Annotated in this window: 21 protein-coding genes; 10 read left to right on the top strand and 11 right to left on the bottom strand. The window is 65.0% G+C overall.

Features of this window, described 5'->3' with window-relative positions; genetic code table 11:
- Positions 1–3: 3 nt before the first annotated feature.
- Positions 4–852 carry a hypothetical protein gene (locus ASF90_RS15390; RefSeq protein WP_055852001.1) on the bottom strand — a complete coding sequence of 283 codons (849 nt, stop codon included), beginning with the start codon at positions 850–852 and terminating at the stop codon, positions 4–6.
- A gap of 5 nt (positions 853–857) precedes the next feature.
- A complete protein-coding gene (gene efp, locus ASF90_RS15385) occupies positions 858–1,424 on the bottom strand; it encodes an elongation factor P (RefSeq protein ID WP_055851998.1) in 567 nt (188 codons plus the stop codon).
- Positions 1,425–1,525: 101 nt separating this feature from the next.
- On the opposite strand from efp, the gene epmB reads away from it, so the two are divergent.
- Positions 1,526–2,554 carry an EF-P beta-lysylation protein EpmB gene (gene epmB, locus ASF90_RS15380; protein ID WP_055851996.1) on the top strand — a complete coding sequence of 343 codons (1,029 nt, stop codon included), beginning with the start codon at positions 1,526–1,528 and terminating at the stop codon, positions 2,552–2,554.
- Positions 2,555–2,807: 253 nt separating this feature from the next.
- Here the strand turns inward: epmB and ASF90_RS15375 are convergent, their stop codons facing one another.
- Genes ASF90_RS15375 through ASF90_RS15365 form a run of 3 tightly spaced genes read right to left on the bottom strand, consistent with a single transcriptional unit; the run spans position 2,808 to position 6,667 of the window.
- Positions 2,808–4,925: an EAL domain-containing protein gene (locus tag ASF90_RS15375; RefSeq protein ID WP_055851992.1), complete on the bottom strand. Its 2,118-nt coding sequence runs from the start codon at positions 4,923–4,925 to the stop codon at positions 2,808–2,810.
- Positions 4,922–5,851, bottom strand: a complete 930-nt coding sequence (locus tag ASF90_RS15370) for a phosphate/phosphite/phosphonate ABC transporter substrate-binding protein (protein WP_055851989.1) — start codon at positions 5,849–5,851, stop codon at positions 4,922–4,924. Before ASF90_RS15370 ends, ASF90_RS15375 begins: the two co-directional genes overlap by 4 nt.
- A gap of 51 nt (positions 5,852–5,902) precedes the next feature.
- The gene (locus ASF90_RS15365; protein WP_055851986.1) at positions 5,903–6,667 is read right to left on the bottom strand and encodes an RNA methyltransferase; all 765 of its coding nucleotides are present in this window, start codon (positions 6,665–6,667) and stop codon (positions 5,903–5,905) included.
- A 116-nt stretch (positions 6,668–6,783) separates the two neighbouring features.
- Between ASF90_RS15365 and ASF90_RS15360 the strand changes: the two genes are divergently transcribed.
- Positions 6,784–7,617, top strand: a complete 834-nt coding sequence (locus ASF90_RS15360; RefSeq protein ID WP_005994417.1) for an inositol monophosphatase family protein — start codon at positions 6,784–6,786, stop codon at positions 7,615–7,617.
- Positions 7,618–8,153: 536 nt separating this feature from the next.
- Here the strand turns inward: ASF90_RS15360 and ASF90_RS15355 are convergent.
- Entirely contained in the window at positions 8,154–8,765 is a 612-nt protein-coding gene (locus ASF90_RS15355; RefSeq protein WP_039407641.1) for a superoxide dismutase, read from the bottom strand.
- A 263-nt stretch (positions 8,766–9,028) separates the two neighbouring features.
- Here ASF90_RS15355 and ASF90_RS15350 point away from each other — a divergent pair, with 263 nt between their 5' ends.
- Both ASF90_RS15350 and ASF90_RS15345 read left to right on the top strand, forming a co-directional pair.
- On the top strand, positions 9,029–9,469 hold the full coding sequence (locus ASF90_RS15350) for a ribonuclease (RefSeq protein WP_055851983.1): 441 nt from the start codon (positions 9,029–9,031) through the stop codon (positions 9,467–9,469).
- Complete coding sequence (locus ASF90_RS15345; protein ID WP_055851981.1) at positions 9,466–9,891, top strand: barstar family protein; 426 nt, start codon at positions 9,466–9,468, stop codon at positions 9,889–9,891. The genes ASF90_RS15350 and ASF90_RS15345 overlap by 4 nt, the downstream gene beginning before the upstream one ends.
- Before the next feature lie 190 nt (positions 9,892–10,081).
- On the opposite strand, the gene ASF90_RS15340 is transcribed toward ASF90_RS15345, so the two are convergent.
- Complete coding sequence (locus tag ASF90_RS15340) at positions 10,082–11,977, bottom strand: ATP-binding cassette domain-containing protein (protein WP_055851979.1); 1,896 nt, start codon at positions 11,975–11,977, stop codon at positions 10,082–10,084.
- Between the two features lie 108 nt (positions 11,978–12,085).
- On the opposite strand from ASF90_RS15340, the gene dbpA reads away from it, so the two are divergent.
- The gene (gene dbpA, locus ASF90_RS15335) at positions 12,086–13,462 is read left to right on the top strand and encodes an ATP-dependent RNA helicase DbpA (protein WP_055851976.1); all 1,377 of its coding nucleotides are present in this window, start codon (positions 12,086–12,088) and stop codon (positions 13,460–13,462) included.
- A gap of 354 nt (positions 13,463–13,816) precedes the next feature.
- Here the strand turns inward: dbpA and ASF90_RS15330 are convergent, their stop codons facing one another.
- On the bottom strand, positions 13,817–14,377 hold the full coding sequence (locus ASF90_RS15330) for an adenine phosphoribosyltransferase (protein WP_055851973.1): 561 nt from the start codon (positions 14,375–14,377) through the stop codon (positions 13,817–13,819).
- A gap of 92 nt (positions 14,378–14,469) precedes the next feature.
- A complete protein-coding gene (locus tag ASF90_RS15325) occupies positions 14,470–16,026 on the bottom strand; it encodes a YdiU family protein (protein ID WP_055851969.1) in 1,557 nt (518 codons plus the stop codon).
- A 280-nt stretch (positions 16,027–16,306) separates the two neighbouring features.
- Between ASF90_RS15325 and ASF90_RS15320 the strand changes: the two genes are divergently transcribed.
- Positions 16,307–17,182 carry an alpha/beta hydrolase gene (locus tag ASF90_RS15320; protein WP_055851966.1) on the top strand — a complete coding sequence of 292 codons (876 nt, stop codon included), beginning with the start codon at positions 16,307–16,309 and terminating at the stop codon, positions 17,180–17,182.
- A 117-nt stretch (positions 17,183–17,299) separates the two neighbouring features.
- On the opposite strand, the gene ASF90_RS15315 is transcribed toward ASF90_RS15320, so the two are convergent.
- Positions 17,300–17,998: a glutathione S-transferase gene (locus tag ASF90_RS15315; protein ID WP_055851964.1), complete on the bottom strand. Its 699-nt coding sequence runs from the start codon at positions 17,996–17,998 to the stop codon at positions 17,300–17,302.
- Between the two features lie 384 nt (positions 17,999–18,382).
- The gene (locus ASF90_RS15310; RefSeq protein WP_055851961.1) at positions 18,383–18,592 is read right to left on the bottom strand and encodes a cold-shock protein; all 210 of its coding nucleotides are present in this window, start codon (positions 18,590–18,592) and stop codon (positions 18,383–18,385) included.
- Between the two features lie 268 nt (positions 18,593–18,860).
- Here ASF90_RS15310 and ASF90_RS15305 point away from each other — a divergent pair, with 268 nt between their 5' ends.
- From ASF90_RS15305 to ASF90_RS15290, 4 genes are all read left to right on the top strand, one after another.
- On the top strand, positions 18,861–19,346 hold the full coding sequence (locus ASF90_RS15305) for a YaiI/YqxD family protein (RefSeq protein WP_055851959.1): 486 nt from the start codon (positions 18,861–18,863) through the stop codon (positions 19,344–19,346).
- 56 nt (positions 19,347–19,402) lie between these two features.
- Positions 19,403–19,951, top strand: coding sequence for a YaeQ family protein (locus ASF90_RS15300; RefSeq protein WP_055851955.1), 549 nt, complete (start codon positions 19,403–19,405; stop codon positions 19,949–19,951).
- Positions 19,948–21,129 (top strand): NAD(P)/FAD-dependent oxidoreductase, encoded by a 1,182-nt coding sequence (locus tag ASF90_RS15295; RefSeq protein ID WP_055851953.1) that lies wholly within the window; start codon positions 19,948–19,950, stop codon positions 21,127–21,129. The genes ASF90_RS15300 and ASF90_RS15295 overlap by 4 nt, the downstream gene beginning before the upstream one ends.
- 117 nt (positions 21,130–21,246) lie before the next feature.
- Positions 21,247–23,316: an EAL domain-containing protein gene (locus ASF90_RS15290; RefSeq protein ID WP_055851949.1), complete on the top strand. Its 2,070-nt coding sequence runs from the start codon at positions 21,247–21,249 to the stop codon at positions 23,314–23,316.
- The last annotated feature ends 37 nt before the right edge of the window (positions 23,317–23,353 follow it).

The following is a 23,353-nucleotide window of genomic DNA, read 5'->3' as shown; positions in this document are numbered from 1 at the left end:
GGGTTAGTTGTCGAACGGCCAGCTGCGGTCGCCACCGGCCACAGGCACATAGCGCTGGCCGTTGTAGCGCAGCACCTGGCGCACGCGGCGGGTGCGTTCGGTATCGGTGTCGCTGCCAGCGGTGCTCTCCGTGGTAGCGACGTTGGCTGTCAGCACGATGTCCGCATAGCCGGCATGTGCCTGCGGCGCCATGCTCAGGCTCAGATTGGCGACTTCGGTGATGACATCGCTCCTGCCCATCATGCACGGCTCGCCTTCCACACGTTGCCAGGCATAGAGATCGCGTTGCAGCACCGGGCGCAAGTTGCGCCCCTCGCGTACCAGCAAGGTCAATGCCTGATTGCTGTAAAAATCCGGGCAGCTGGGCCCACGCGCAGCGCTATGCACCACCACGCCGATCGCGCGCACGCCTTTGGCCAGGTCATAGCGCGCCGTATCCAGGCGCAGGCTGTCGGCAGCGAGTTCGAAGGCCGCGTCCTCGCCCATTTCCTGCGCATAAAATGCCATCACCTTACCGCTGGCGGCATCGAGCATCGCCACGCGCAACTCAAGGTCGCGCTCGCCAGCCACGGTCTGAGCGTCGCCGGCAAACGCGATTGCTGCCAGCCGGATGGCCGGATCGTTCGGCCACGGCTTGCAGGTCTGGGCGACTGCACGCTCGACCGGCACCGTGGCGGCAGCGCCGCCCACGACACCGGAGGTTGCAATGGCCGCAACGGCGGCCACGTCACCGGCGTCGCAGGTTGCGTCGGCCGATTGCGCAAAGGCTGGGCACGCTACGAGCGCAGCCCACAGCCCCACCAGGACACCGGCACTGCGTACCGCTCGAACAGACAGGCGTCGCGGGCGCATCCGGCTTACTTGACGCGCGCCGAGTATTCGCCCGAACGCGTATCGACCTTGATGATTTCGTCCTGATTGACGAACAACGGCACGCGCACCACCGCACCGGTTTCCAGCGTGGCCGGCTTGCCGCCGCCGCCCGAGGTATCGCCGCGCACGCCCGGGTCGGTCTCGGTGATCTTCAGCTCGACGAAGTTCGGCGGCTGCACCCAGATCGGCGCGGAATTCCACAACGTCACGATGCAATCTTCTTCGCCCTTGAGCCACTTTTCCGCGCCGCCCATGCCGGCCTTGTCGGTCTGCACCTGCTCGAAGGTTTCCGGGTCCATGAAGTGCCAGTACTCGCCATCGCTGTACAGGTAACGCATGTCGGTATCGACCACGTCGGCCACTTCCAGGTCATCGGTCGCCTTCATGGTCATTTCGACCACGCGGCCGGACCTGATGAAGCGGTACTTCATGCGGGTGAAGGCCTGGCCCTTGCCCGGCTTGACGTATTCGGTCTCGGTGATGACCGCCGGTTCGTTGTTGACCAGGATCTTCATGCCGTTCTTGACGTCGTTCATGCCAACAGTGGCCATGGTGCAGCTCCTCGATAAGACCACGACCCGCCACACGGTGGCCGGTCGGATTAGAATGGGGCGCCCGCCGCAACCGGCGGGCATTGGTTTTGTGACCGCACATGATAACCGCAGCCCCCGTCGCCTTACAGCCATCCCCGCCCTCCACCCTGCAGCCGCCGCGCTGGCAGCAGCAGTGGCGCGATGCCGTGCGCGACCCGCGCGCGTTGCTGGAACTGCTGGGCCTGGACGCGCAAGCGGCCGGCATCAGTGCAGACGCGGCCGCGCAGTTTCCGCTGCGCGTCCCGCAGGCCTTCGTGGCGCGGATGCGGCACGGCGACCTCGACGACCCGCTGCTACGGCAGGTGCTGCCGCTGGATGCAGAAATGCAGCCGGTGCCGGGCTTCGGCCTGGATGCGGTGGGCGATGCCGCCGCCAAGACGGCAGCCGGGGTGATCCAGAAATACCGCGGCCGCGCCCTGCTGATCGCCACCGGCAGTTGCGCGGTGCACTGCCGCTACTGCTTCCGTCGCCACTTCCCGTATGCGGAAGAAACCGCCGCGCGCGATGGCTGGCGTGAGGCGGTGGAGGCGATCGCTGCCGACCCGGACATCGACGAAGTGCTGCTATCCGGCGGCGACCCGCTGTCGCTGGCCACGCCCAAACTGGTTGAACTCACCGACGCCCTGGCCGCCATCCCACACCTCAAGCGGCTGCGCATCCACAGCCGCCTGCCGGTAGTGTTGCCCGCACGCGTCGACACGCCCCTGCTGGCCTGGCTGCGCAGCCTGCCGTGGCCGGTGGCGTTTGTGATCCACGCCAACCATGCCAACGAATTCGATGCCGACGTGGACAGCGCCATGCACGCCTTGCGCGATGCCGGTGTGCAACTGCTCAATCAGGCGGTGCTGCTGCGTGGCGTCAACGACAGCGTGAACGCGCTGGCCGCGCTGAGCGAACGCAGCTTTGCCGCCGGCGTGCTGCCTTACTACTTGCATCAGCTCGATCGCGTAGCGGGCGTGGCGCATTTCGAAGTGGACGACGCCCGCGCCCGCGCCCTGCATGCGGAACTGGCCACGCGCCTGTCCGGCTATCTAGTCCCGCGCCTGGTACGCGAAATCCCCGGCGACACCGGCAAACGGCCGCTGTAATCAACCAACTCAAGCAGTGCAGCGTAGGAGCGCACCGGGGCGCGATGGGGGCCTTACCGATAAAGCCCATCGCGCCCAGGTGCGCTCCTACGGTGGTATCCGGTGCCATACCGATTGCGCGAAGTCCCCGGCGACACAGGCAAACAGCCGCTGTAACTGCACAGCCCAAACACAACCCGTCGTAGGAGCGCACCCGGGCGCGACGAAGCCTCACCGGTAACGCCAATCGCGCCCAGGTGCGCTCCTACGGTGCTTAGCCCGCCGCGATCAGCTTGACCATATCGGCCGGGCTCAAGGGCCTGCTGAACCAGTAGCCCTGCCCCAGATCACAGCCGCGCTCGCGCAACAGGTTGAACTGCGCCTCTTGCTCGATGCCTTCGGCGACTACCGTAATTCCCAGCGAGTGGGCCATGTTGATGATGGCCGTGGTCAGCGCCAGATCGTCCGGGTCGCGCTGCAGGTCGGCGATAAAGCTCTTGTCGATCTTGACCCCATCCACCGGCACCTGGCGCAGATGGCTCAACCCGGAGAAACCGGTGCCGAAGTCGTCCAGCCACACCTTCACACCGGTGCGGTGCAGCTGATCGAGCAGGCTTGCAGCCATCATCTCGTCGCCGATCACCGCCGTCTCGGTCAGTTCCAGATGCAGGCGCGCGGCCGGCAACCCGGACTCGGCCAGGCACTCGGCCACGGTGTCGATCAGGTCGCCGCTGCGCAACTGCCGCGGCGACACATTGACTGAAATAAACAGGCCCTCGCCCACTTCCGGCCACTGCGCCGCTTCCAGGCAGGCCGCGCGCAGCACCTTGGGGCCGATCATCTCGATCAGCCCGCTCTGCTCGGCAATATCGATAAAGGTGGAGGGCGCAATCGTGCCCAGCGCCGGGTGCTGCCACCGCAGCAGCACCTCCACGCCCACCAACAGGCGGTCGCTGGTGCGGTAGATCGGCTGATACACCAGCCGCAACTCGTCGCGCTCCCAGGCACCGCGCAGCTCGTGCTCCATATGCACGCGTCGCTCCACCGCATGGTCGGCCGCGCGGCTGTAGAAGCGGTGGCAGTTCTTGCCAGCGACCTTGGCCTGGTACATCGCGATGTCGCCGTTCTTCAGCAGCGCGGTGGCATCGTTGGCATCGTCGGGGAACAGCGTGATGCCGATCGAGGTGCCCAGGAAGACTTCTCGGCCCTGCACGTTCAACGGGCGGCTCAATTCATGCACCAGGCGGTCCGCCAGCTGTGCAGCGAGCAGGGTGACATCGCCGCTTTGCAGCAGGATCACGAACTCGTCGCCACCGAAGCGCGCCAGGATCGCATCGTCGCCACCCAGCGCAGAAACCGCGCGACTGATCCGGCTGGCGAACTGCAACAAGGCCTCGTCGCCCGCCTCATGACCAAGCGTATCGTTGACGCGCTTGAAGTCGTCGATATCGGCAAACAGCAGCGCCAGCTTGCTATTGCTGCTGCGCGCGGTATTGAGCAGGTAGTCCAGACCTTCGCGAAAACCCAGGCGGTTGGTCAGCCCGGTCAGCGCATCGGTGTAGGCCATATGACGCACTTCACGGTCGTGCCGGGCAATGCTTTCGCTCATGCGGCCGAATGCGGAAATCAGCTCGCCAATCTCGTCGTTACGCGGATGCGGCGGCAATTGCACGGCGTAGTCGCCGCGCTCGATCTGCCGCGCCGCCGCCGCCAACAGCCGCACCGGCGCCACCAGCGTGCGTTGTACATAGATCGCCAGCAGCACGCCCAGCGCCACCAACGCGGCCAGCAGCACCAGCAACCAGCCCAGATCGCGCTTGCCGATCGCATTGAGGTTCTGCACCAGGGTCAGATTGGCGCCCGACTCGATCTTGCGCACCCGCTCGCGCGACATGCCCACGCGCACCCCGCCGATGCGCTGATCGCCGATCTTGATCGGCACCGTCACGTCCAGCACCTCGGGCGAGGATTGCAGCAGCATCGCCTGCGCGGTCACCGCCTTGGCCGCGAGAGGGTCGTCCATGCGCTGACCGTAGCGCTGCAGATTGGGCGTGCCGTCGTGCACCAGCAGGCCACGCCGATCGAACACCAGCACATACGTCACCACCTGCTGGCGCGAGGCATTGCGCACCAGCGCGCCTACCGCCCCCAGGTCGGAGTAATACAGCGGATTGGCCAAGCCGGAGGCAAGTTCGGTCGCCAGCGTCTCGCCGCGGGTGCGCAGGCTGCGATCGAACAGCTCGTGCAGGATCTGTGCGCTGAGCCCGCGCACCTCGCGCTGCATCGCACTCTGGCGCTGCAGCAGCGACGCCAGGATCGCGCCGACCAACAGCAAGGTCAGCGCCATGACCAACAGGAAACGTGCCTGCAACCCGAAGCGCACCTGGCTCATTCGATTTCATCCCTGACGTGCCGCAAGCCGGCGCTCAACACATCCAGACGCCTGCGACTACCGCCATCCAGCGGGTGAAACGCGGTGGTGCCGAAAAAGCGCTTGAGCGCTGGTCCGGCCTGCGGGTCGGATGCTGCCTGCAGCAACACCACGCGCAGGCGACGCTCCACTGCCGGGTCCATACCGGAGCGCACCATTTCCACTGCACGTGGCACCGGCGCGCTGCGGTACACGATACGGAAATCGCGCTTGAACACCGGCGGCAGATGCCGCTCGTCGTCCCAATCGAGATTACTGAAGGCCCCGGCATCGATCAGGCGCTTGTGCACGAACGCAGCGACATTCAATTTCGAGCCGACCATCAGATAGCCCACCGAGCCCGGCACCTGAGGGTCGTCGGGCGACAGCAGCACGTCGCAGGCGATGCCGTTGCGCATCAGCTCCAGCATCGGCACCAGATAACCGCTGGTGGAGGACGCAGTCTGCAATGCCAGGCTATGCCCGCGCAGTTGTGTGAGCGACTGGATCGGGCTGTCGCGGCGCACGAAAAAAACCGTGTGGAACTCGCGCACGCCGCCACGTTCGGTCATCAGCAACGGGTGCGCGCCGCCGCGCCGCTCCAGCAACATCGCCGCACCGGTGGTCTCGCTGACCCAGTCGACCCGGCCACGCCGCAAATAGCTGGACATCTGGCGCGCATCCGGCGCCATCAGGATCTCGCCACGACGAATACCCACCTCGCGCATGCGCGGCACCACATAGTCCAGCAGTGGCTTGAGTTGATCGTAATGCGTGGCGGGGTCATCGCTGATCCGCCCGAGCACCAATACCGAGGAGGGCGCTGCCGCAGCCGTCGCGGCCAAGCCTGCCCCGGCCACCAGCCAGCAGGCAATCAGACACCATTGTAGACCGCGCAAAACGGACACTCCCCTAGAGCCGCGGACAGCCTAGCCGAATCTGTGAAGATGTGACAGACGTCAGTTTCCGGCACGCTTGGCCAGCATCGCCATGCGCTGCGCATCGGACAGGATGCCGCGGATCAGCCGCACCTCCTGCTCGGTCATTTCTGCGCGCAACAACAGCCGCCGCAACTTGCGCATCGCCGACTCCGGCGCGCGCCCCTTGTGGAAGTCGATCTCCTCCAGGGTTTCGCCAAACTGGCCGAACATGCCTTCCAGCTGCGCATGGCTGGCCGGCCCGTCGCGCAGGCCGGCGGCGGCGGCCGGTGCTGGCTCGGCCTCGCCGGCTGCCAGCTGTGCCAGCCGTACTTCGTAGGCGAGCACCTGCACCGCCGCCGCCAGATTGAGTGAACTGAACTGCGGGTCGGATGGGATATGCACCGCCGCGTGGCAGAGCTGCAATTCGTCGTTGGTCAGGCCAGTGCGCTCGCGGCCGAACACGAACGCCACTTCGGCCGGCTCGCTCGCCTTGGCCAAGGCCCGCTGCGCACCTTCGTCCGGCAGCAACTCTTCCAAGGCCACCCGACGCGCGCGCGCCGTGCAGCCGATCACCAGCGTGCAGTCGGCTACCGCCTCGCCCAGCGTGGCGAACAGCGGCGCATCGCCCAACACGTCCTCGGCGCCGGCCGAGCGCCGATACGCGTCTTCATCGAGCGCGCGCTCGGGAGCCACCAGTACCAGACGCGAGACACCCATGGTCTTCATCGCACGCGCGGCGGCGCCGATGTTGCCTGGATGCTGGGTACCGACAAGAACAAAACGGATGCGCTGGCTGACGGACATGAACGGAGATTGGGGAGCTATTCGGTCGTAGATGGTAAACTGCGCGGCCGGCTTTGGTGCCGGACCGCTCTTTTACCTTCGCCATTTTCGATTCTGCCTTCACGGGAGCTTTAACCATGCAGAAACCCGCCGTCACCGTCATGGTCAAAGCCGCCCGCCTCGCCGGCAATGTGCTGTTGCGTGGTATCAACAAGCTGGATGCACTCAACGTGGTGCAGAAAGGCCGCATGGACTACGCCAGCGAAGTCGATGCCGATGCCGAAAAAGTCATCATCAAGGAACTCAAGCGCGGTTACCCCGAGTACGCGGTGTTCGGTGAAGAAGGCGGCGTGCAGGGCGGCAAGAGTGGCCGCTACACCTGGGTCATCGACCCGCTGGACGGCACCAGCAACTACCTGCGCGGGTTTCCGCATTACTGCGTGTCGATCGCACTGGTGGAAAACGGCGAACCGACCGACGCGGTGATCTTCGACCCGCTGCGCAACGAGCTGTTCACTGCCAGCCGCGGCGCCGGCGCGGTGCTCAACGACCGCCGTATCCGCATTGCCGAGCGCAAGGATCTGGAAGGCGCGATGATCCACACCGGCTTCCCGCCGCGTGAGCGCGCACGGATCAGTGCGCAGCTGAAGTGCGTCGATGCGGTGCTGGTGCAGGCCGAGGACGTGCGCCGCACAGGCTCGGCCGCGCTGGATCTGGCCTACGTGGCCTGCGGACGCGCCGATGCCTACTTCGAAGCCGGCGTCAAAGCCTGGGATATCGCCGCCGGCGTGCTGCTGGTGCGCGAGGCAGGTGGCCGCGTCTGCGACTACAAGGGCGCCACCCCGCCGCGCATGGACAACATGGGCCCGGAAACCCAGCAGATCGTGGCCGGCAACATCAAGATCAGCGACGCACTACAGAAGGTCATCGTCAACACCGGCTACGCGCGCGAGTTCGACGCCAAGTTCTGATTGCCGTTCCAGCAATCGTAGGAGCGCACCCGAGCGCGACCGAGCTTTCCACCAGAAAGCCCCTCGCGCCCAGGTGCGCTCCTACATGACAGACCGCAGCAAACACAGAAGGCCGGGATCGCTCCCGGCCTTCTCGCGTTACAGCAGCAACACCGACTACCCAGGAAAGTTCGACGCCAGTTTCTGATTGCCGCTCCAGCAATCGTGGGAGCGCACCCGGGCGCGACCGAAGCTTTCCACTAGAAAGCCCCTCGCGCCCAAGTGCGCTCCTACATGACAGACCGCAGTAAACACAGAAGGCCGGGATCGCTCCCGGCCTTCTTGCATTACAGCGTCAACACCGATTACCCAGGAAAGTTCGACGCCAAGCTATGATTGCCGCTCCAGCAATCGTAGGAGCGCACCCGGGCGCGACCGAGCTTTTTTCCACCAGAAAGCCTCTCGCGCCCAGGTGCGCTCCTACATGACAGACCGCAGCAAACACAGAAGGCCGGGATCGCTCCCGGCCTTCTTGCGTTACAGCGTCAGCTTAAAACTCAGGCGATCGCAGCGTGGTAGCGGCGCTCGACTTCGTCCCAGTTGACCGCGTTATAGAACGCGCCGATGTATTCCGGGCGGCGGTTCTGGTACTTCAGGTAGTACGCGTGTTCCCACACGTCCAGGCCCAGGATCGGCGTGTTGCCTTCGAACAGCGGGCTGTCCTGGTTGGCGGTGCTTTCCACCACCAGCTTCTTGTCCGGGGTCACGCTCAGCCATGCCCAGCCCGAGCCGAATCGGCTGACGGCAGCCTTGGTGAAGGCTTCCTTGAACTTCTCGAAACCACCGATGTCCTTGTCGATCGCCTTGGCGACCTCGCCCTTGGGCTCGCCGCCGCCGTTGGGCGACAACACGGTCCAGAACAGCGAATGGTTGGCGTGGCCACCACCGTTGTTGCGCACCGGGCCCTGCAGGTTTTCCGGCAGGCTCTTCAGCTTGGACACCAACTCGTCGATCGGCAGGTCGGCGTACTCGGTCCCTTCCAGCGCCGCGTTGACGTTGTTGATGTAGGTCTGGTGATGCTTGGTGTGATGGATTTCCATCGTCTGCGCATCGATGTTCGGTTCCAGCGCGTCGTAGGCGTAGGGCAACTGCGGAAGGGTGTAGGCCATGCGTGTCTCCTGGACTTGCCGCCCGGCGAAGACCGGGCGTTGCGGGGTAAATGGTAAGGACGCCGACGGCGCTTACCAAGGGCAGCGGCAGGGAAACTTCATCCCATTCGATCGGGTGCCGCGCCCTGTTGGCTGCACACCTTGCACCAGCCCCCGGTTACTTGGATGTGAACCGCGCAGATGTCCTGCCGCGTTCAAAGTCGACACAGTCGCGCAGCGGCATACTTGCTCTGCCGCACACTCTTCGTTTCCGGATCGTCTTCATGCGCAAGCCCGCTTTGCTGATCGTCGCCATCGTGCTGCTCGTTGCCGGTTTATGGGGCATGCGGACGCTGCAGACGCCCAAGCCGCAGTTTGCGCCGCAGCTCAACGCACCGATCGCCGCAGCACTGCCAGCGCGTCAGGTGCCGCACCTGCCGGCCTTTCTGCCGGCCGAAGCGATGGCCGCCATCGTCTTGATCCAGCGCGGCGGGCCGTTTCCGTATCCGCAGGATGGCGGCGTGTTCGGCAATCGCGAACACCGGCTACCGGAGCGCCCGCGCGGCTATTACCGCGAATACACCGTCGACACACCCGGCAGCGCCGATCGCGGCGCACGGCGCATCGTCACCGGCGGCACCCCGCCGCAGACCTGGTACTACAGCGACGATCATTACCAAACCTTCAAATCGTTCCAGGGCCCGACACCGGAGCAGGCGCCATGAGCGCGGGCGACTTTGCGCTGGACCTGTCCGACCCGCAGCAATCGGGCGTCTATCAGGCCGACACCGACGATCTGGACACCATGGCAGCGCTGGCACGCGATGCCGGCTTGCGAATCCTGCGCGTGGATCTGGCCACCTGCAACGACAAGCGCATGCTGTTGATGCGCCTGGCCACCCAACTGGATTTTCCCGCCAGCTTCGGCCGCAACTGGGATGCATTGAGCGATGCGCTGCGCGATCTGGCCTGGCTGCCCTCCCCGCGCGGCTATGCGTTGTTGATCGACGGCGCCGAGGCATTGGCGCAGGCAGCGCCGAATGAGCGCGATACCTTGCTGGATATTCTCGATGAAGCCGCCACTGCCTGGGCCGCTCGCGGGCTCACATTTGCAGCGTTTGTGGCGCCCGCGAGTGCTTGCGATTGAGGGCGGCTAACAAACCCTCTCGAACGCTGTTGCGATAGCGGCAACGTGTTGGCCACAAATGACGCAATGTTGGGTTAGAGCGATCAAAGATTGATGGGACCACGAAGCAGGCCGCGCCCACCTCGCGATGCGTGTTTGCCGCTCCTACCAACCCATAAGACCGGCACGCAGTCGCGCACCGGTCCGGCAATCAACTATCCAGCTCGCTCCAGCGCGCGAACGCCGCATCCAGCTGCGCCTGCGCATCTCCCAGCGCGGCGGTATGCGCGGCCATCGCTGCGCTGTCGCGCTGATAGAAGGCCGGGTCGTTCATCGCATTGGTGAGCGCTGCGACCTGCTGCTCCAGGCTGTCGATCAAGGCCGGCAACTGCTCCAGTTCGCGCGCATCCTTGTAGCTGAGCTTGCGCTTGGGCGCGGCATCTACCGCTGACACCGCAACCGCCACGGGCGTGGTCGCCGCAGCCGTCGCCGAGGCCTTGGCGACTGCCATCGCATTGGTCGCCGGCGTACGCCGCTGACGCAACGAATCGCTATAACCGCCGACGTAATCGCCGATCAGGCCATCGCCTTCCATCACCAGCGTCGAGGTCACCACGTTGTCGAGGAAGTCGCGGTCATGGCTGACTAGCAGCAAGGTGCCGGTGTACTCGCCGAGCAACTCTTCCAGCAGCTCGAGCGTTTCCACGTCCAGATCGTTGGTCGGTTCGTCCATCACCAGCAGGTTGGACGGCTGCGCAAACAACCGCGCCAGCAGCAGGCGATTGCGCTCGCCACCGGATAGCCGCGTGATCGGCGCGCGTGCGCGCTCGGGCGTGAACAGGAAGTCCTGCAGATACGCATGCACATGCTTGCGCTTGCCATTGATCTCCAGGAAATCGCGGCCTTCGGCCACGTTTTCGATGGCGCTCCAATCCTCGCGCAGGGTTGAGCGGTATTGGTCGAAATACGCAATCTGTAGATTGGTACCGATGCGAATTTCGCCTTCCTGCGCCTGCAGATCGCCCAGCAACAACTTGAGCAAGGTGGTCTTGCCGCTGCCGTTGGGGCCGATCAAACCGATGCGATCGCCACGCTGGATGATGGTCGAAAAGTCCTTGACCATCGTGCGCGCACCGAACGCAAAGCCGACTTCCTTGGCCTCGATCACCTTCTTGCCGGACGACTCGCCCTGCGAGACTTCCATGCGCACATTGCCGGTCAGGTCACGACGCTGCACGCGCTCGTTGCGCATCGATTCCAGACGTCGCACACGGCCTTCGTCGCGGGTACGCCGCGCCTTGATGCCCTGGCGGATCCAGACTTCTTCCTGCGCCAGCATCTTGTCGAAGCGCGCATTTTCCTGCGCCTGCGCATTGAGCCGTTCTTCGCGACGCCGCTCGTAGTTGGCCCAGTCGCCCGGCCAGCTGGTGACCTGGCCGCGATCGATTTCGACGATGCGGGTCGCCAACGCACGCAGAAAGCGCCGGTCATGGGTCACGAACAGCACGCTGCCGCTCCAGTTCTTCAGGAACGACTCCAGCCAATCGATCGCTTCGATATCCAGATGGTTGGTCGGCTCGTCCAGCAGCAGGACATCCGGCGAGGACACCAGCGAGCGCGCCAGCAACACGCGGCGCTTCATGCCGCCGGACAGGCGCGCAAACTCCGCATCGCCGTCCAGTTCCAGCTTGGTCAGGGTCTCGGTGACGCGCTGATCAAGCGCCCAACCGTCGGCCGCGTCGATCTTGGCCTGCACCTTGCCAAATGCATCGGCATCGAACACTTCGGCATGGCTGAGCTGATGGAACTCGGCCAGCCAGTGGCCCAGTTCGCCCAGGCCATCGGCCACCACGTCGAACACGCTGCCGCCGGTACCCTGCGGCACCTCCTGCTCCAGCCGTGCGATGCGCACGCCCTGCTGCACGCGCACTTCGCCGTCGTCGGGCCTGAGCTCGCCGGCGATCAGTTTCATCAAGGTCGATTTGCCGGCGCCGTTGCGGCCGATCAGGGCGATACGCTCGCCCGGCTCGATCGTGAGGTCGGTTTTTTCCAGCAACAAGGGGCCGCCGACGCTGTAGTCGACGCTTTGCAGAGTGATTAAAGGCATGCGCCAATTGTACGGGAATCGGGAATGGTGAATCGGGAATGGAAAAAGCCGCAGCCACTACCTTTGCGATTCCCGATTCCCACTCCCGATTCCCGGCTAAAATGCGCCATGAACGAATTCTCCGCGCTGCCGCTGTCGCCGGCCCTGGCCCCCGGCATCGACGCCCTTGGCTACACCGTCCTTACTCCCATCCAGGCGCAGAGCCTGCCGCCGATCCTGCAGGGGCTGGACGTCATCGCCCAGGCGCCGACCGGTAGCGGCAAGACCGCCGCGTTCGGGCTGGGCCTGCTGCAGAAGCTCGATCCTGCCTTGACACGTGCGCAGGCGCTGGTGCTCTGCCCCACCCGCGAACTGGCCGACCAGGTCGGCAAGCAGCTGCGCAAGCTGGCCACCGGCATCCCCAACATGAAGCTGGTGGTGCTCACCGGCGGCATGCCGCTGGGCCCGCAGCTGGCATCGCTGGAGGCGCATGACCCGCAAGTGGTGGTCGGCACGCCCGGCCGCATCCAGGAACTGGCCCGCAAGCGCGCCCTGCATCTGGGCGGCGTACGCACGCTGGTGCTGGACGAAGCCGACCGCATGCTCGACATGGGGTTCGAAGAACCCATCCGCGAAATCGCCAGCCGCTGCGACAAACATCGCCAGAGCCTGCTGTTTTCGGCCACCTTCCCGGACATCATCCGCACACTGGCACGCGAGATCCTGAAGGACCCGATCGAAATCACCGTCGAAGGCGCCGACAATGCGCCGGAAATCGATCAGCAGTTCTTCGAGGTCGACCCGACCTATCGGCAGAAGGCGGTCGCCGGCCTGCTGCTGCGCTTCAATCCCGAATCCAGCGTGGTGTTCTGCAATACCCGCAAGGAAGTGGATGAAGTGGCTGGCTCGCTGCAGGAGTTCGGTTTCTCCGCACTCGCGCTGCATGGCGACATGGAACAGCGCGACCGCGATGAAGTGCTGGTGCGCTTCGTCAACCGCAGCTGCAACGTACTGGTAGCCAGCGACGTGGCCGCACGCGGGCTGGACGTGGAAGACCTGGCGGCCGTGGTCAATTACGAGCTGCCCACCGATACCGAAACCTACCGCCACCGCATCGGCCGCACCGCACGCGCCGGCAAGCGTGGGCTTGCGCTCAGCCTGGTGGCCTCACGCGAAACAGCGCGCGCGCAGGCGCTGGAAGTCGAACAGGGCCAGCCGCTGAAGTGGTCGCGTGCACCGTTGGCGACCGCGCGCCCGGCGCAGCTGCCGCAGGCGGCGATGACCACATTGAGGATCGACGGCGGCAAGACCGACAAGCTGCGTGCCGGCGACATCCTGGGCGCGCTCACCGGTGAAGCCGGACTGTCGGGCGCAGCCATCGGCAAGATCGCCATCTACCCCACCCGCTCCTACGTCGCCATCGCGCGCGCGCACGTCGCCAAGGCGCTGGCGCATCTGCACGCGGGCAAGATCAAGGGACGCCGGTTCAGGGTCAGCAAGCTCTAAACAGCAGTCGTAGCGTGCGCGAGCACATGCACCTGGATGCGGCGTTGGCCGAGTTCAGCGAATCTCACGCGACAGATGCGGCCGGTGCAATGCCGGCCGCATGCGAGGCCTTGCTGGCGTTACGCCGATGCGTGCACTTGCTCGTAGCATTGACTGCCGCGACACACGATTCGGCGCGGCCAACAACCGGTAGCGCGCAGTTCTGGGCAGGTACCAGAGCATGGCCGAGAGCTGCGATGCAGACGCATTCGCTGTGCACCCCGAGGGCCATTGCGCCTGCCTGCTGGCAAGCGCACTCCGAACACCCACCGCGACTCTATCTACCGGCAAGCGCGCTAGGTCAGGCGGTCGACCTCAGTAAGCCAAGGTCGCCAGCAGCGGCACATCGTTTACCCACTTCTCGCGGCCCTGCAATGCTTTCAGCTCGACGAGCACCGCCGCGCCAACGATTTCCAGCTCCAGCTGTGCGGCCAGGCTCAGCGCAGCACGCAACGTGCCGCCGGTGGCCAGCACGTCGTCGACAATCAGCACACGCGCGCCGCGCGGCAATGCGTCTTCGTGCATTTCGATGCGATCGGTGCCGTATTCCAGGGCATATTCCTGGATCAGGGTGCGCCCCGGCAGCTTGCCCGGCTTGCGCACCGGCACGAACCCGGTGCGCAGTTCGCGCGCCAAGGCCGCGCCCAGGATGAAGCCGCGCGCTTCGATGCCCAGCACCGCGTCCAGCGGCGTGGTGCGCCAGGGCTGCGCCATCTCATCCAGCGCAGAGGCGAAATCCGGGCCATCGGACAGCAGCGGCGTGATGTCCTTGAAGACGATGCCCGGCTTGGGGAAATCGCCGATGTCGCGAATCCGTTCCGACCAGTGATTGGGGCCGGAGGAGTTGGTGCCGGCGCAGCGGGTGCAGTCTGTCATGGTGGGATGGCGTCGTTGCCGGTGGGGACCGCCCTATTCTAGGCTGCGTAGCGCTTGACGCGGCATTTATGGCATCCGTGCATCTGAGCGCGTCAGGAACTGCAGGACAGCATCGAACACCCGGCGCGATCGCGCGCCCACTCCGGCCGGCGGGCAGCGAACGCCGCGTTGCCTGGTTGGTCGTCATACGGCCGGCGCATGATCTCCAGCACTTCCTGCACGCCCGATGGGTCGCCCTGCTCGGCCTTGTCGATCGCCTGCTGCGCCAGGTAATTGCGCAGCACGTAGCGCGGGTTGGCCAGGCGCATCCGCTCGCGCCGCTGCTCCAGCGACAAGCTGTCCTGCTGCAGCCGAGCGGCATAACGCTGTAACCAGTCGTGCAGCTGCGGCGCAGTGGCCAGGCGCTTGTGTTCGTCGTAGAACGCCTCGTGCAGCAGCTGTGGGTCCGGCTGCTCAGGTGTGAGGTCGATCAACGCGCGGAAGGTCAGCGTCATGTCCATTTCCGCCTCGCGCATCAGATCGCGCAGCGCATCGAGCAGTTGCAGGTCCTCGTCGCGGCACTCGGCCAGCCCCAACTTGGCAGCGGCGTCGTTGCGGTCGCACGCCAGATACGTGTCGCGAAACCGGTCCAGCCCTTGCTGCAGGGGGGCGGCGTCGGCAAACAGCGGCGCCAGCGCCTGCGCCAGACGGCCCAGGTTCCAGTACGCCACCTGCGGCTGGGTGCCGAAGCGATAGCGGCGGCCCTGCGCATCGGTGGTGTTCGGGGTCCAGTCCGGGTCGTAATCGTCTATCCACCCATACGGGCCGTAATCGATGGTCAGGCCCAGGATCGACATGTTGTCGGTATTCATCACCCCGTGCACGAAGCCCACCCGCATCCAGTGCGCCACCATCACCGCAGTGCGTTCGCAGATCTGCGCGAACCACGCCGCATAGAGCGCCTCGCCACTGCCGTCCAGTTCCGGGAAATCGCGCGCAATGGTGAACTCCACCCATTGCCGTAACAGGGCGACATCGCCGCGCGCACTTGGCAATTCGAAATTGCCGAAGCGGATGAACGACGGCGCCACCCGGCACACAATCGCCCCCGGCTCCCGCTGCGGCCGGCCGTCGTAGAACATGTCGCGTACCACTGCATCGCCGGTGGTCAGCAGGCTCAACGCACGCGTGGTCGGCACGCCGAGATGGTGCATCGCTTCGCTGCACAAGAATTCGCGAATCGACGACCGCAGCACTGCCCGGCCATCGGCACCGCGCGAATACGGCGTCGGACCGGCGCCCTTGAGCTGCAACTCGTAACGCCCGCCATCCACACCGATCGCTTCGCCCAAGGAAATCGCCCGGCCGTCGCCCAGTTGGCCAGCCCAATGGCCGAACTGGTGACCGCCGTAATTGACAGCCCATGGCTGCATGCCCGGATACAGGCTATTGCCGCCAAAGACCTCGGCAAAGCGCGCACTCGCAATCTCGGCCGCGTCCAACCCGAGGGCCTGCGCCATCTCTGCCGAATAGGCGATCACGCGCGGCGCAGCAACCGGGGTCGGCAGCACCGACGACCAGGCGGCGCTGACCTCGCGACGGCGCGAACCGTTTTCTGGGTCGCCGGGCAACTGTTGGCGCAGGCGATTATCAAAGTGCAGCGTTGTCATGCCGCAAGACTAGGCCACCGACGGTGAACTTGACATGGGCCACCCCGCATCCGGGCGCGCGTGCGCAGCGTATCTTCACTTCGCATACCGACACCAAGCGAGCTCCTCCTGCACATGCTGGCGACAACAGATCACCGCTAATACGCGTCGCAATCGCCACACGGCCGCCGATGCAATGCGCAATTGGCGGACATCGCTGCCGATGGACGTGCACGCGATCCAGCGCGCACCACTCGTTCGTACCCCACCGACTCACGCCCCTTCCTGACCGACATCGCCCATGCCTCTTCGCGCATTCCGCTGGATCCGTCCCGCCCTCCTGCTGCTCGGCTCGCTCAGCCTGACGGCCTGCAGCAGCGTGTTCTTCGGTGGCATCAATGCCGCCTCCAGCCGCGATGGCGTCGTCGAACATCCCAACCAGGTCTTCGACCCCGAACATGGTCTGGCACTGGACGTCTACCAGCCACGGGGTGTGGTGGACGCGCCGGTTGTAGTGTTTTTCTATGGCGGCACCTGGAAGCACGGCAAGCGGGCCAATTATCGCTGGATGGGCCGCGCACTGGCCCGTCAAGGTGTCGTCGCGATGGTGGCCGACTACCGCAAGTTCCCGCAGGTGGGGCTGCAAGGGTTCATGGCCGACGCCGCCAGCGCAACCGCCTGGAGCTATCGGCACGCGCATGCGTACGGCGGCGACCCCACGCGGCTGGCCGTGATGGGGCACTCGGCCGGTGCCCACATCGCCGGGCTGCTGGCGACCGATCGCAGCTGGTTGCAAGCGCAAGGCTTGCAACCGCAGCAGTTGTGCGGCTTTGTCGGCCTGGCCGGGCCCTATGATTTTGCTCCGATGACCGATCCCGAAATTGTCGAGATCTTCGGCACCTCGTCAGCCGATCAGGCCAAGTCGCAACCGGTGCTCTACGTCGACGGCAACGAACCGCCGATGCTGCTGTTGCACGGCGACGCCGACCGCATCGTCGAGCCACAAAACAGCGTTGCGCTGGCCGAAGCCATGCGCAGCAAGGGAGAAAACGTGCAGGTCAAGTTTTATCCAGGCGTCGGCCACATGGGCCTGGTGCTCGCCTTCCGCAAGCCGCCGGCCGATTCGCCGGAACTTCGCGACACCGTGCAATTTCTTCGGCAGTGCAAAGCGCGCTAAGGCTGGGATGGGTTGGCGACCATGATGAGCGAGTGCGCGGCTGTCAGTTCCGTCATGGGCCGGTGATCTAGCAGCGGCGTGGCTGCCGAAGCCACGCCGCCGTTGTCATCTCCAGCCTCAGTCGTTGTTGTTGCGTCCCATCAGCGCATAGGGACCACCTTTCTTCAGTGCAGCCTGATACGCGGGGCGCGCCTCGATCCGTTCCAGAAACGCGCGCAAGCGCGGATAGTTCTCCAGCCCGCCACCCCGTGCCGCCGCAGCCTGGGCCGGGAAACTCATCTGGATATCGGCAGCGGTAAAGCGCTCGCCGGCAAACCAGGTGTTGGCCTGCAGCGACTGCTCCATCCAGCCCAGATGCAACTTCACCTGCGGTCCGACAAAACCCGACATCGCCTTGTCCACGATGGCACGCGCAATGGGTTTGGCGAAGAACGGCATCGGCGCGCTCCGGATGCGAGCGAAGATCAACGTCATCAACAGCGGGGGCATGGCCGAGCCCTCGGCGTAGTGCATCCAGTAACGGAACTGCTGACGCTCCGGGGAGTCGATCGGCCGTGCAGGCGGCGACAGTGCGCATTCGGTGTCGTAGCGCTCGGTCAGATACTCGAGAATGGCGCCCGACTCGGCGATGGTCAGGCCGCCATCGACAATGACCGGCGACTTGCCCAGCGGGTGGATCGCGCGCAACTCTGCCGGGGCCAACATGGTCTTGGCATCGCGCTCATGGCGCACGATCTGATAAGGCAGCGCCAACTCTTCGAGCAGCCACAGCACGCGCTGCGAACGGGAGTTATTGAGATGGTGAACAGTGATCATGGCAAGCGGCCGCACACGGAAAACGCCATCCTACCCACCTGGACGTCATTGCCGCACGCAAGCACTGCCGCCCGCCGACCAATCGTCGGTCTGTCGCTTGATCGTTCTTGCGTATCGCCCGACGTAACGTACGTGTTGAGTAACCGCCGCAGAGGCAGGCTGGCCAACTAACGTGATTGGACGACTGGAGGCGGCAGGAAGACCGGGAAACTCGGCAAATCGAACATCGGACAGGCACGAACTGGATGCAGACCAGCCGTGGCGTGGAGACACACACGACCACACCGGCGCAGGGTCACTAAGGGATAATAAAAACGCCGACAATAAAAAACGCCGGCCGCTTTCGCGACCGGCGTTTTTGGCAACCCTAAGGTTGCAGACGGATTAGACCGCCTGCACCTGGTCAGCCTGCATGCCCTTCTGGCCCTGCACGGCGACGAAGGAGACCTTCTGGCCTTCCTGCAGCGACTTGAAGCCGGTGCCCTGGATGGCACGGAAATGCACGAACAGGTCCGGGCCGCTTTCCGGGGTGATGAAGCCGAAGCCCTTGGCATCATTGAACCACTTCACGACACCCATCTGACGATCTGACATTTTACTAACTCCTGAACTATTGATTGATAAATCGCAGCGTCCGAAAAGCCGGAGCTGAGACTGAGTTGCAGGCGTTGGTAAAGCGGAACGATGAAGCGAGATCTGTAACGATCCGGCTGCATCAGGCCACGATTCACGGTGACCCTTGCAAACACAGTGCGTGCACAGTACTCGTGTTTTCGGCAAAAAGCGACACCTCGCGTCAAATCTTTTGCAGTCAGGCCAAATCCGACTGTCTGTCAGGTCCCTCCCCATCCACAATAGTGCGATGAATACGCCTCAAACACCGACACGCGCGCAGATCTGGGTCGATGCCGACGCCTGCCCCGCGGTGATCCGCGACATCCTGTTCCGCGCCGCTGCGCGCACCGGCACCGCCGTGACTCTGGTCGCCAATCACTATCTCAGTACGCCGTCCCTGCCCCATGTCCGCGCCTTGCAGGTGCCTGGCGGCCCGGACGCGGCAGACGACGCGATCGCCGAACGGGTGGCCGCAGGCGACCTGGTGGTGACCCAGGACATTCCGCTGGCCGCACGCGCGCTGGAAGCCGGTGCTACGGCGGTCGGCCTGCGCGGCGAAGCGTTCACCAGCAATACCATCAAGGAGCGCCTGTCGGTCCGTGGCTTCATGGAGGAGTTGCGCGGTGCAGGCATCGCGACCGGCGGGCCGCCGGCACTGCACGCACGCGATCGTCAGGCATTCGCTGCCCAGCTGGACCGCTGGCTGGCCGCGCAACCGCGCACGCCGACCTAACGCGCCGCAGATGGAGCGGGCGCGTATCATGAGCGCCCTTTGCAATCGGCATCCTGATGGCTCTCACCGCCACCGTCCGCAGGGCGGAACTTCAGATCAGCGACATGGACCGCGGCTACTACGCCAACCATCCGCTGACCCTGGCCCAACATCCTTCCGAAACCGACGAGCGCCTGATGGTGCGGCTGCTCGCGTTCGCCTTGTTCGCCGACGACCGCCTGGAATTTGGCCGCGGCCTCAGCAACGACGACGAGCCCGACCTTTGGCGGCGCGACTACACCGGCGACCCGGATCTATGGATCGACCTCGGCCAGCCCGACGAGAGCCGCGTACGCAAGGCCTGCAACCGTTCGCGCGAAGCGGTAGTGATCGGCTACGGCGGCCAGGCCACCGAAACCTGGTGGAAGAAACACGCCAACGCCATGGGCCGGCACAGCAACCTGCGCGTGATCGAACTGGAATCGCAGGCCACTGAGGCCCTGGGAGCGCTGATCCAGCGCGGCATGCGTTTTGACGTGATCATCCAGGACGGCGAAGTGCAGATGCTGGCTGACCACGGCAGCGTCACCCTGACCCCGATGGTGCGGCAAGCGCCAGCCGAATGAACATGCGTTGCGACGTGCTGGTCATCGGTGCCGGGGCTGCCGGCCTGATGAGCGCCTTCACCGCCGGCCGACGCGGCCGTCAGGTGCTGGTGCTGGACCACGCCAACAAGGTCGGCAAGAAAATCCTGATGTCCGGCGGCGGGCGCTGCAATTTCACCAATACCGGCACCACGCCGGGCAACTTCATTTCCGCCAATCGCCATTTTTGCAAGTCTGCGCTGGCGCGCTACAGCCCGGGCGATTTCGTGGAGCTGGTCGAGCGTCACGGCATCGCCTATCACGAGAAAGAGCTGGGCCAGCTGTTCTGCGATACCTCATCCAAGCAGATCGTGCGGCTGTTGCTGGACGAGTGCGAAGCAGCCGGGGTGCAGATCCACACCCAATGCGAGGTGCGTTCGGTCCGCCGCGACAGCGACGGCTTCACGGTCGACACCAGCCTGGGGCGCGTACAGGCGCAATCGCTGATCGTCGCCACCGGCGGGCTGTCGATTCCCAGCATGGGCGCCAGCGGCTTCGGTTACGCCCTGGCCAAGCAATTCGGCCATACGCTGCTGCCGACGCGCGCCGGGCTGGTGCCGCTCACCCTGAGCGGCAAGCATCAGGAACGTCTGCAGGACTTGTCCGGCCTCGCCCTGCAGGTGGAGGCGCACTGCAACGGGGTCAGTTTCCGCAACTTCATGCTGCTCACCCACCGCGGCGTGAGCGGGCCGGCGATCCTGCAGATCTCGTCTTATTGGCAACCTGGCGACGACTTGCGGCTCGACCTGCTGCCGGGACACGACGCGGGCGCATGGCTGCGCGAGCAGAAGCAGCAACGCGGGGCCACCGAGCTGCGCAATGTGCTGGGCGATGTGATGCCGCGACGCTTTGCGCAACGCCTGTGCGAAGCGTGGTTGCCGGACAAACCGGTGCGTCAGCTGGATCCACCGCAGCTGCAGAGCGCGGCCGACCTGCTTTCCGCCTTCCCGCTGATTGCCAGCGGAACCGAGGGTTACCGCACCGCTGAAGTAACGCTGGGCGGAGTCGATACCGATCAGGTCTCAAGTGCGACCATGGAGTCGCGTCTGGTGACTGGCCTGTACTTCGTCGGCGAAGTGCTGGATGTCACCGGCTGGCTGGGTGGGTACAACTTTCAGTGGGCCTGGGCATCGGGACATGCCGCAGGCAGCGTGGCCTGATCCCTCTTCATCGCGCGGAAGCGTGGCCCAAGTCTCACACCGGATGCGGCTTTGCCCACAGACATGGACGCAGCCGATGACCTTCGTGTATTAAAGCCCGTCGCCAGGGAGTTGCGCATGCAAAGAGGTAAAGATCTCACCCTCCGCCTGATGATCGTCGACGACAGTGTCGAGCGTGCGGAGGCGATCGTGACGGCGCTGCGCAACGGCGGCATCGCGGTGCGGCCTTCGCGCCCGCAATCTCCGGAAGAGCTCGCCAGCATGCTTGCCGGCCAGATCGATCTGGCCCTGCATGGGCAGGCGCTGCAGATTCCGATGAGCGCTCTGCAGCAGCAGATCGCCGGCAGCGGCAAGGACATTCCGATCATCCTGCTGGCCGAGCGCATCGAAGAAAACGCATTGGTCGAGGCCGCTGCGCACGGCATCCGTGCCATCGTGCTGCGCCACCGTCCCGAACACCTGCTCTCCCTGGTGCGTTCGGAATGGGCCGACCTGCAGGCGCGTCGCGGTCTGCGTCGCATCGAAGCGCAGATGCGCGAAACCGAGCGCCGCTGCGACGCACTGATCGCCTCTTCGCGCGACCCCATCGCCTACGTGCACGAAGGCATGCATATCCGCGCCAATGAGGCGTATCTGGAAATGTTCGGTTTCGAGTCGTTCGACGATGTCGAAGGCGTGTCGCTGCTGGACATGATCGCCGCGCAGTACGTCGACGACTTCAAGCAATTGCTCAAGGCCATGGCCAAGGGCGAGCCGACGCCGGCGCAGTACAAGGTCGACGCGCGCCGACTGGAAGGCGACACCTTCCCGGCGACGATGGAATTTGCCACCGCCACCTACGAAGGCGAGCCATGCATCCAGGTGGTGTTCCGCCGCCGCGAGGAATTCGACCCGGAACTGGCGCGCGAGGTCGAAGATCTACGCCAGCGCGATCAGGTCACCGGCCTGCTCAACCGGCCCACCTTCATGGTGGCGCTGGAACAGGCGGTGGCGCGCGCCGGCCGCAGCGAAGGCCAATCTGGCTTTCTGCTGATCGAGCCGGATCACTATGCGCGCATCCTTCCCGAGATCGGCCTGGACTCGGCCGACGCTCTGATCGCCGCGATGGCCGCGCATGTGGCCGGTATCGTCGATGAAAGCGTGGTGGCGGCGCGCTTCGGCGAGCACAGCTTTGCCCTGTTGCTGGACGGCAACTACGCACGCTCCCACGCGCTGGCGGAAACGGTACGCGATGCGTTCGCACAGCATGTTTTCAGCGTCGGCTCGCGCTCGGCCACGGTCACGGTGAGCATCGGCGGCGTGCAGATCGGCGAAAAGATCGCCAGCATCGGCCAGGTGCTCAATCGCGGGACCGAGGCGGTGCGCACCACCGCCGAACTCGGCGGCAACGCGGTGAGCATCTACGACCCGGCCGCCTCCGACCGCGCCGAGGAAGAACGCATCGAGCGCTGGGTCGAGCAACTGCGCGAGGCACTGGTTGGCGATGGCTTCCTGCTGCATTACCAGCCGGTGCTCAATCTGCAGGGCGAGCCGCTGGAGCTGTATCAGGCGTTCCTGCGCCTGGATCGCAACGGCGAGATGATGTCGCCGAATGCCTTCATGGCCATTGCCGAAGAGCACGACCTGGTCACCGAAATCGACCGCTGGGTGGTGGCCCGCGCCATCCGTCAGCTCGGTGAACGGCAACGTGCGGGGCACAAAACGCATCTACTGGTGCGTGTCGGGCCGAACTCGTTCTCCGACCCGCAGATGATCGACACCATCCGCGAGCAGTTGGCGGTGTACGGCGTGCCGGGCGAGCGCTTGTGGTTGCAGACGCCGGAATCGAAGGTGTTTACGCATCTGCGCAATGCCCAGCAGTTTCTGGCGGCAGTGTCAGCGATGGGCTGCAAAGTCGGGCTGGAGCAGTTTGGTTCGGGCCTGGACTCATTCCAGCTGCTCGCGCATTTCCAGCCGGCCTTCCTCAAGCTGGACCGCGGCATCACCGGCGACGTGGCCTCGGCCCGCGAAAGCCAGGAAAAGATCCGCGAAATCACCTCGCGCGCGCAGCCGGCCGGCATTCTGACCGTGACCGAATTCGTCGCCGATGCGCAGTCGATGAGCAGCTTCTTCAGTGCCGGAGTGGATTATGTGCAGGGCGATTTTGTCGCACCGACCGGCCCGCTGATGAACTACGAATTCGGCTGATCCAACCGAAAGCCGGCAACGCAGGACAACAAAAAAC

The sequence above is a fragment of the Xanthomonas sp. Leaf148 genome (assembly GCF_001423585.1).
Classification (GTDB): Bacteria; Pseudomonadota; Gammaproteobacteria; order Xanthomonadales; family Xanthomonadaceae; genus Xanthomonas.
The sequence above is the reverse complement of the archived record's forward strand: the minus strand, read 5'-3'. Positions and strand labels throughout refer to the sequence as shown.

Excerpts from the sequence above, each read along its gene's own strand:
- efp (WP_055851998.1), bottom strand. The coding sequence starts at position 1,424 with ATGGCCACTGTTGGCATGAACGACGTCAAGAACGGCATGAAGATCCTG.
- ASF90_RS15340 (WP_055851979.1), bottom strand. The coding sequence starts at position 11,977 with ATGCCTTTAATCACTCTGCAAAGCGTCGACTACAGCGTCGGCGGCCCC.
- ASF90_RS15350 (WP_055851983.1), top strand. The coding sequence starts at position 9,029 with ATGCGCAAGCCCGCTTTGCTGATCGTCGCCATCGTGCTGCTCGTTGCC.
- ASF90_RS15290 (WP_055851949.1), top strand. The coding sequence starts at position 21,247 with ATGCAAAGAGGTAAAGATCTCACCCTCCGCCTGATGATCGTCGACGAC.
- ASF90_RS15355 (WP_039407641.1), bottom strand. The coding sequence starts at position 8,765 with ATGGCCTACACCCTTCCGCAGTTGCCCTACGCCTACGACGCGCTGGAA.
- ASF90_RS15365 (WP_055851986.1), bottom strand. The coding sequence starts at position 6,667 with ATGTCCGTCAGCCAGCGCATCCGTTTTGTTCTTGTCGGTACCCAGCAT.
- epmB (WP_055851996.1), top strand. The coding sequence starts at position 1,526 with ATGATAACCGCAGCCCCCGTCGCCTTACAGCCATCCCCGCCCTCCACC.
- ASF90_RS15320 (WP_055851966.1), top strand. The coding sequence starts at position 16,307 with ATGCCTCTTCGCGCATTCCGCTGGATCCGTCCCGCCCTCCTGCTGCTC.
- ASF90_RS15325 (WP_055851969.1), bottom strand. The coding sequence starts at position 16,026 with ATGACAACGCTGCACTTTGATAATCGCCTGCGCCAACAGTTGCCCGGC.
- ASF90_RS15375 (WP_055851992.1), bottom strand. The coding sequence starts at position 4,925 with ATGAGCCAGGTGCGCTTCGGGTTGCAGGCACGTTTCCTGTTGGTCATG.
- ASF90_RS15315 (WP_055851964.1), bottom strand. The coding sequence starts at position 17,998 with ATGATCACTGTTCACCATCTCAATAACTCCCGTTCGCAGCGCGTGCTG.
- ASF90_RS15295 (WP_055851953.1), top strand. The coding sequence starts at position 19,948 with ATGAACATGCGTTGCGACGTGCTGGTCATCGGTGCCGGGGCTGCCGGC.
- ASF90_RS15305 (WP_055851959.1), top strand. The coding sequence starts at position 18,861 with ATGAATACGCCTCAAACACCGACACGCGCGCAGATCTGGGTCGATGCC.
- ASF90_RS15360 (WP_005994417.1), top strand. The coding sequence starts at position 6,784 with ATGCAGAAACCCGCCGTCACCGTCATGGTCAAAGCCGCCCGCCTCGCC.
- ASF90_RS15330 (WP_055851973.1), bottom strand. The coding sequence starts at position 14,377 with ATGACAGACTGCACCCGCTGCGCCGGCACCAACTCCTCCGGCCCCAAT.
- ASF90_RS15390 (WP_055852001.1), bottom strand. The coding sequence starts at position 852 with ATGCGCCCGCGACGCCTGTCTGTTCGAGCGGTACGCAGTGCCGGTGTC.
- dbpA (WP_055851976.1), top strand. The coding sequence starts at position 12,086 with ATGAACGAATTCTCCGCGCTGCCGCTGTCGCCGGCCCTGGCCCCCGGC.
- ASF90_RS15310 (WP_055851961.1), bottom strand. The coding sequence starts at position 18,592 with ATGTCAGATCGTCAGATGGGTGTCGTGAAGTGGTTCAATGATGCCAAG.
- ASF90_RS15345 (WP_055851981.1), top strand. The coding sequence starts at position 9,466 with ATGAGCGCGGGCGACTTTGCGCTGGACCTGTCCGACCCGCAGCAATCG.
- ASF90_RS15300 (WP_055851955.1), top strand. The coding sequence starts at position 19,403 with ATGGCTCTCACCGCCACCGTCCGCAGGGCGGAACTTCAGATCAGCGAC.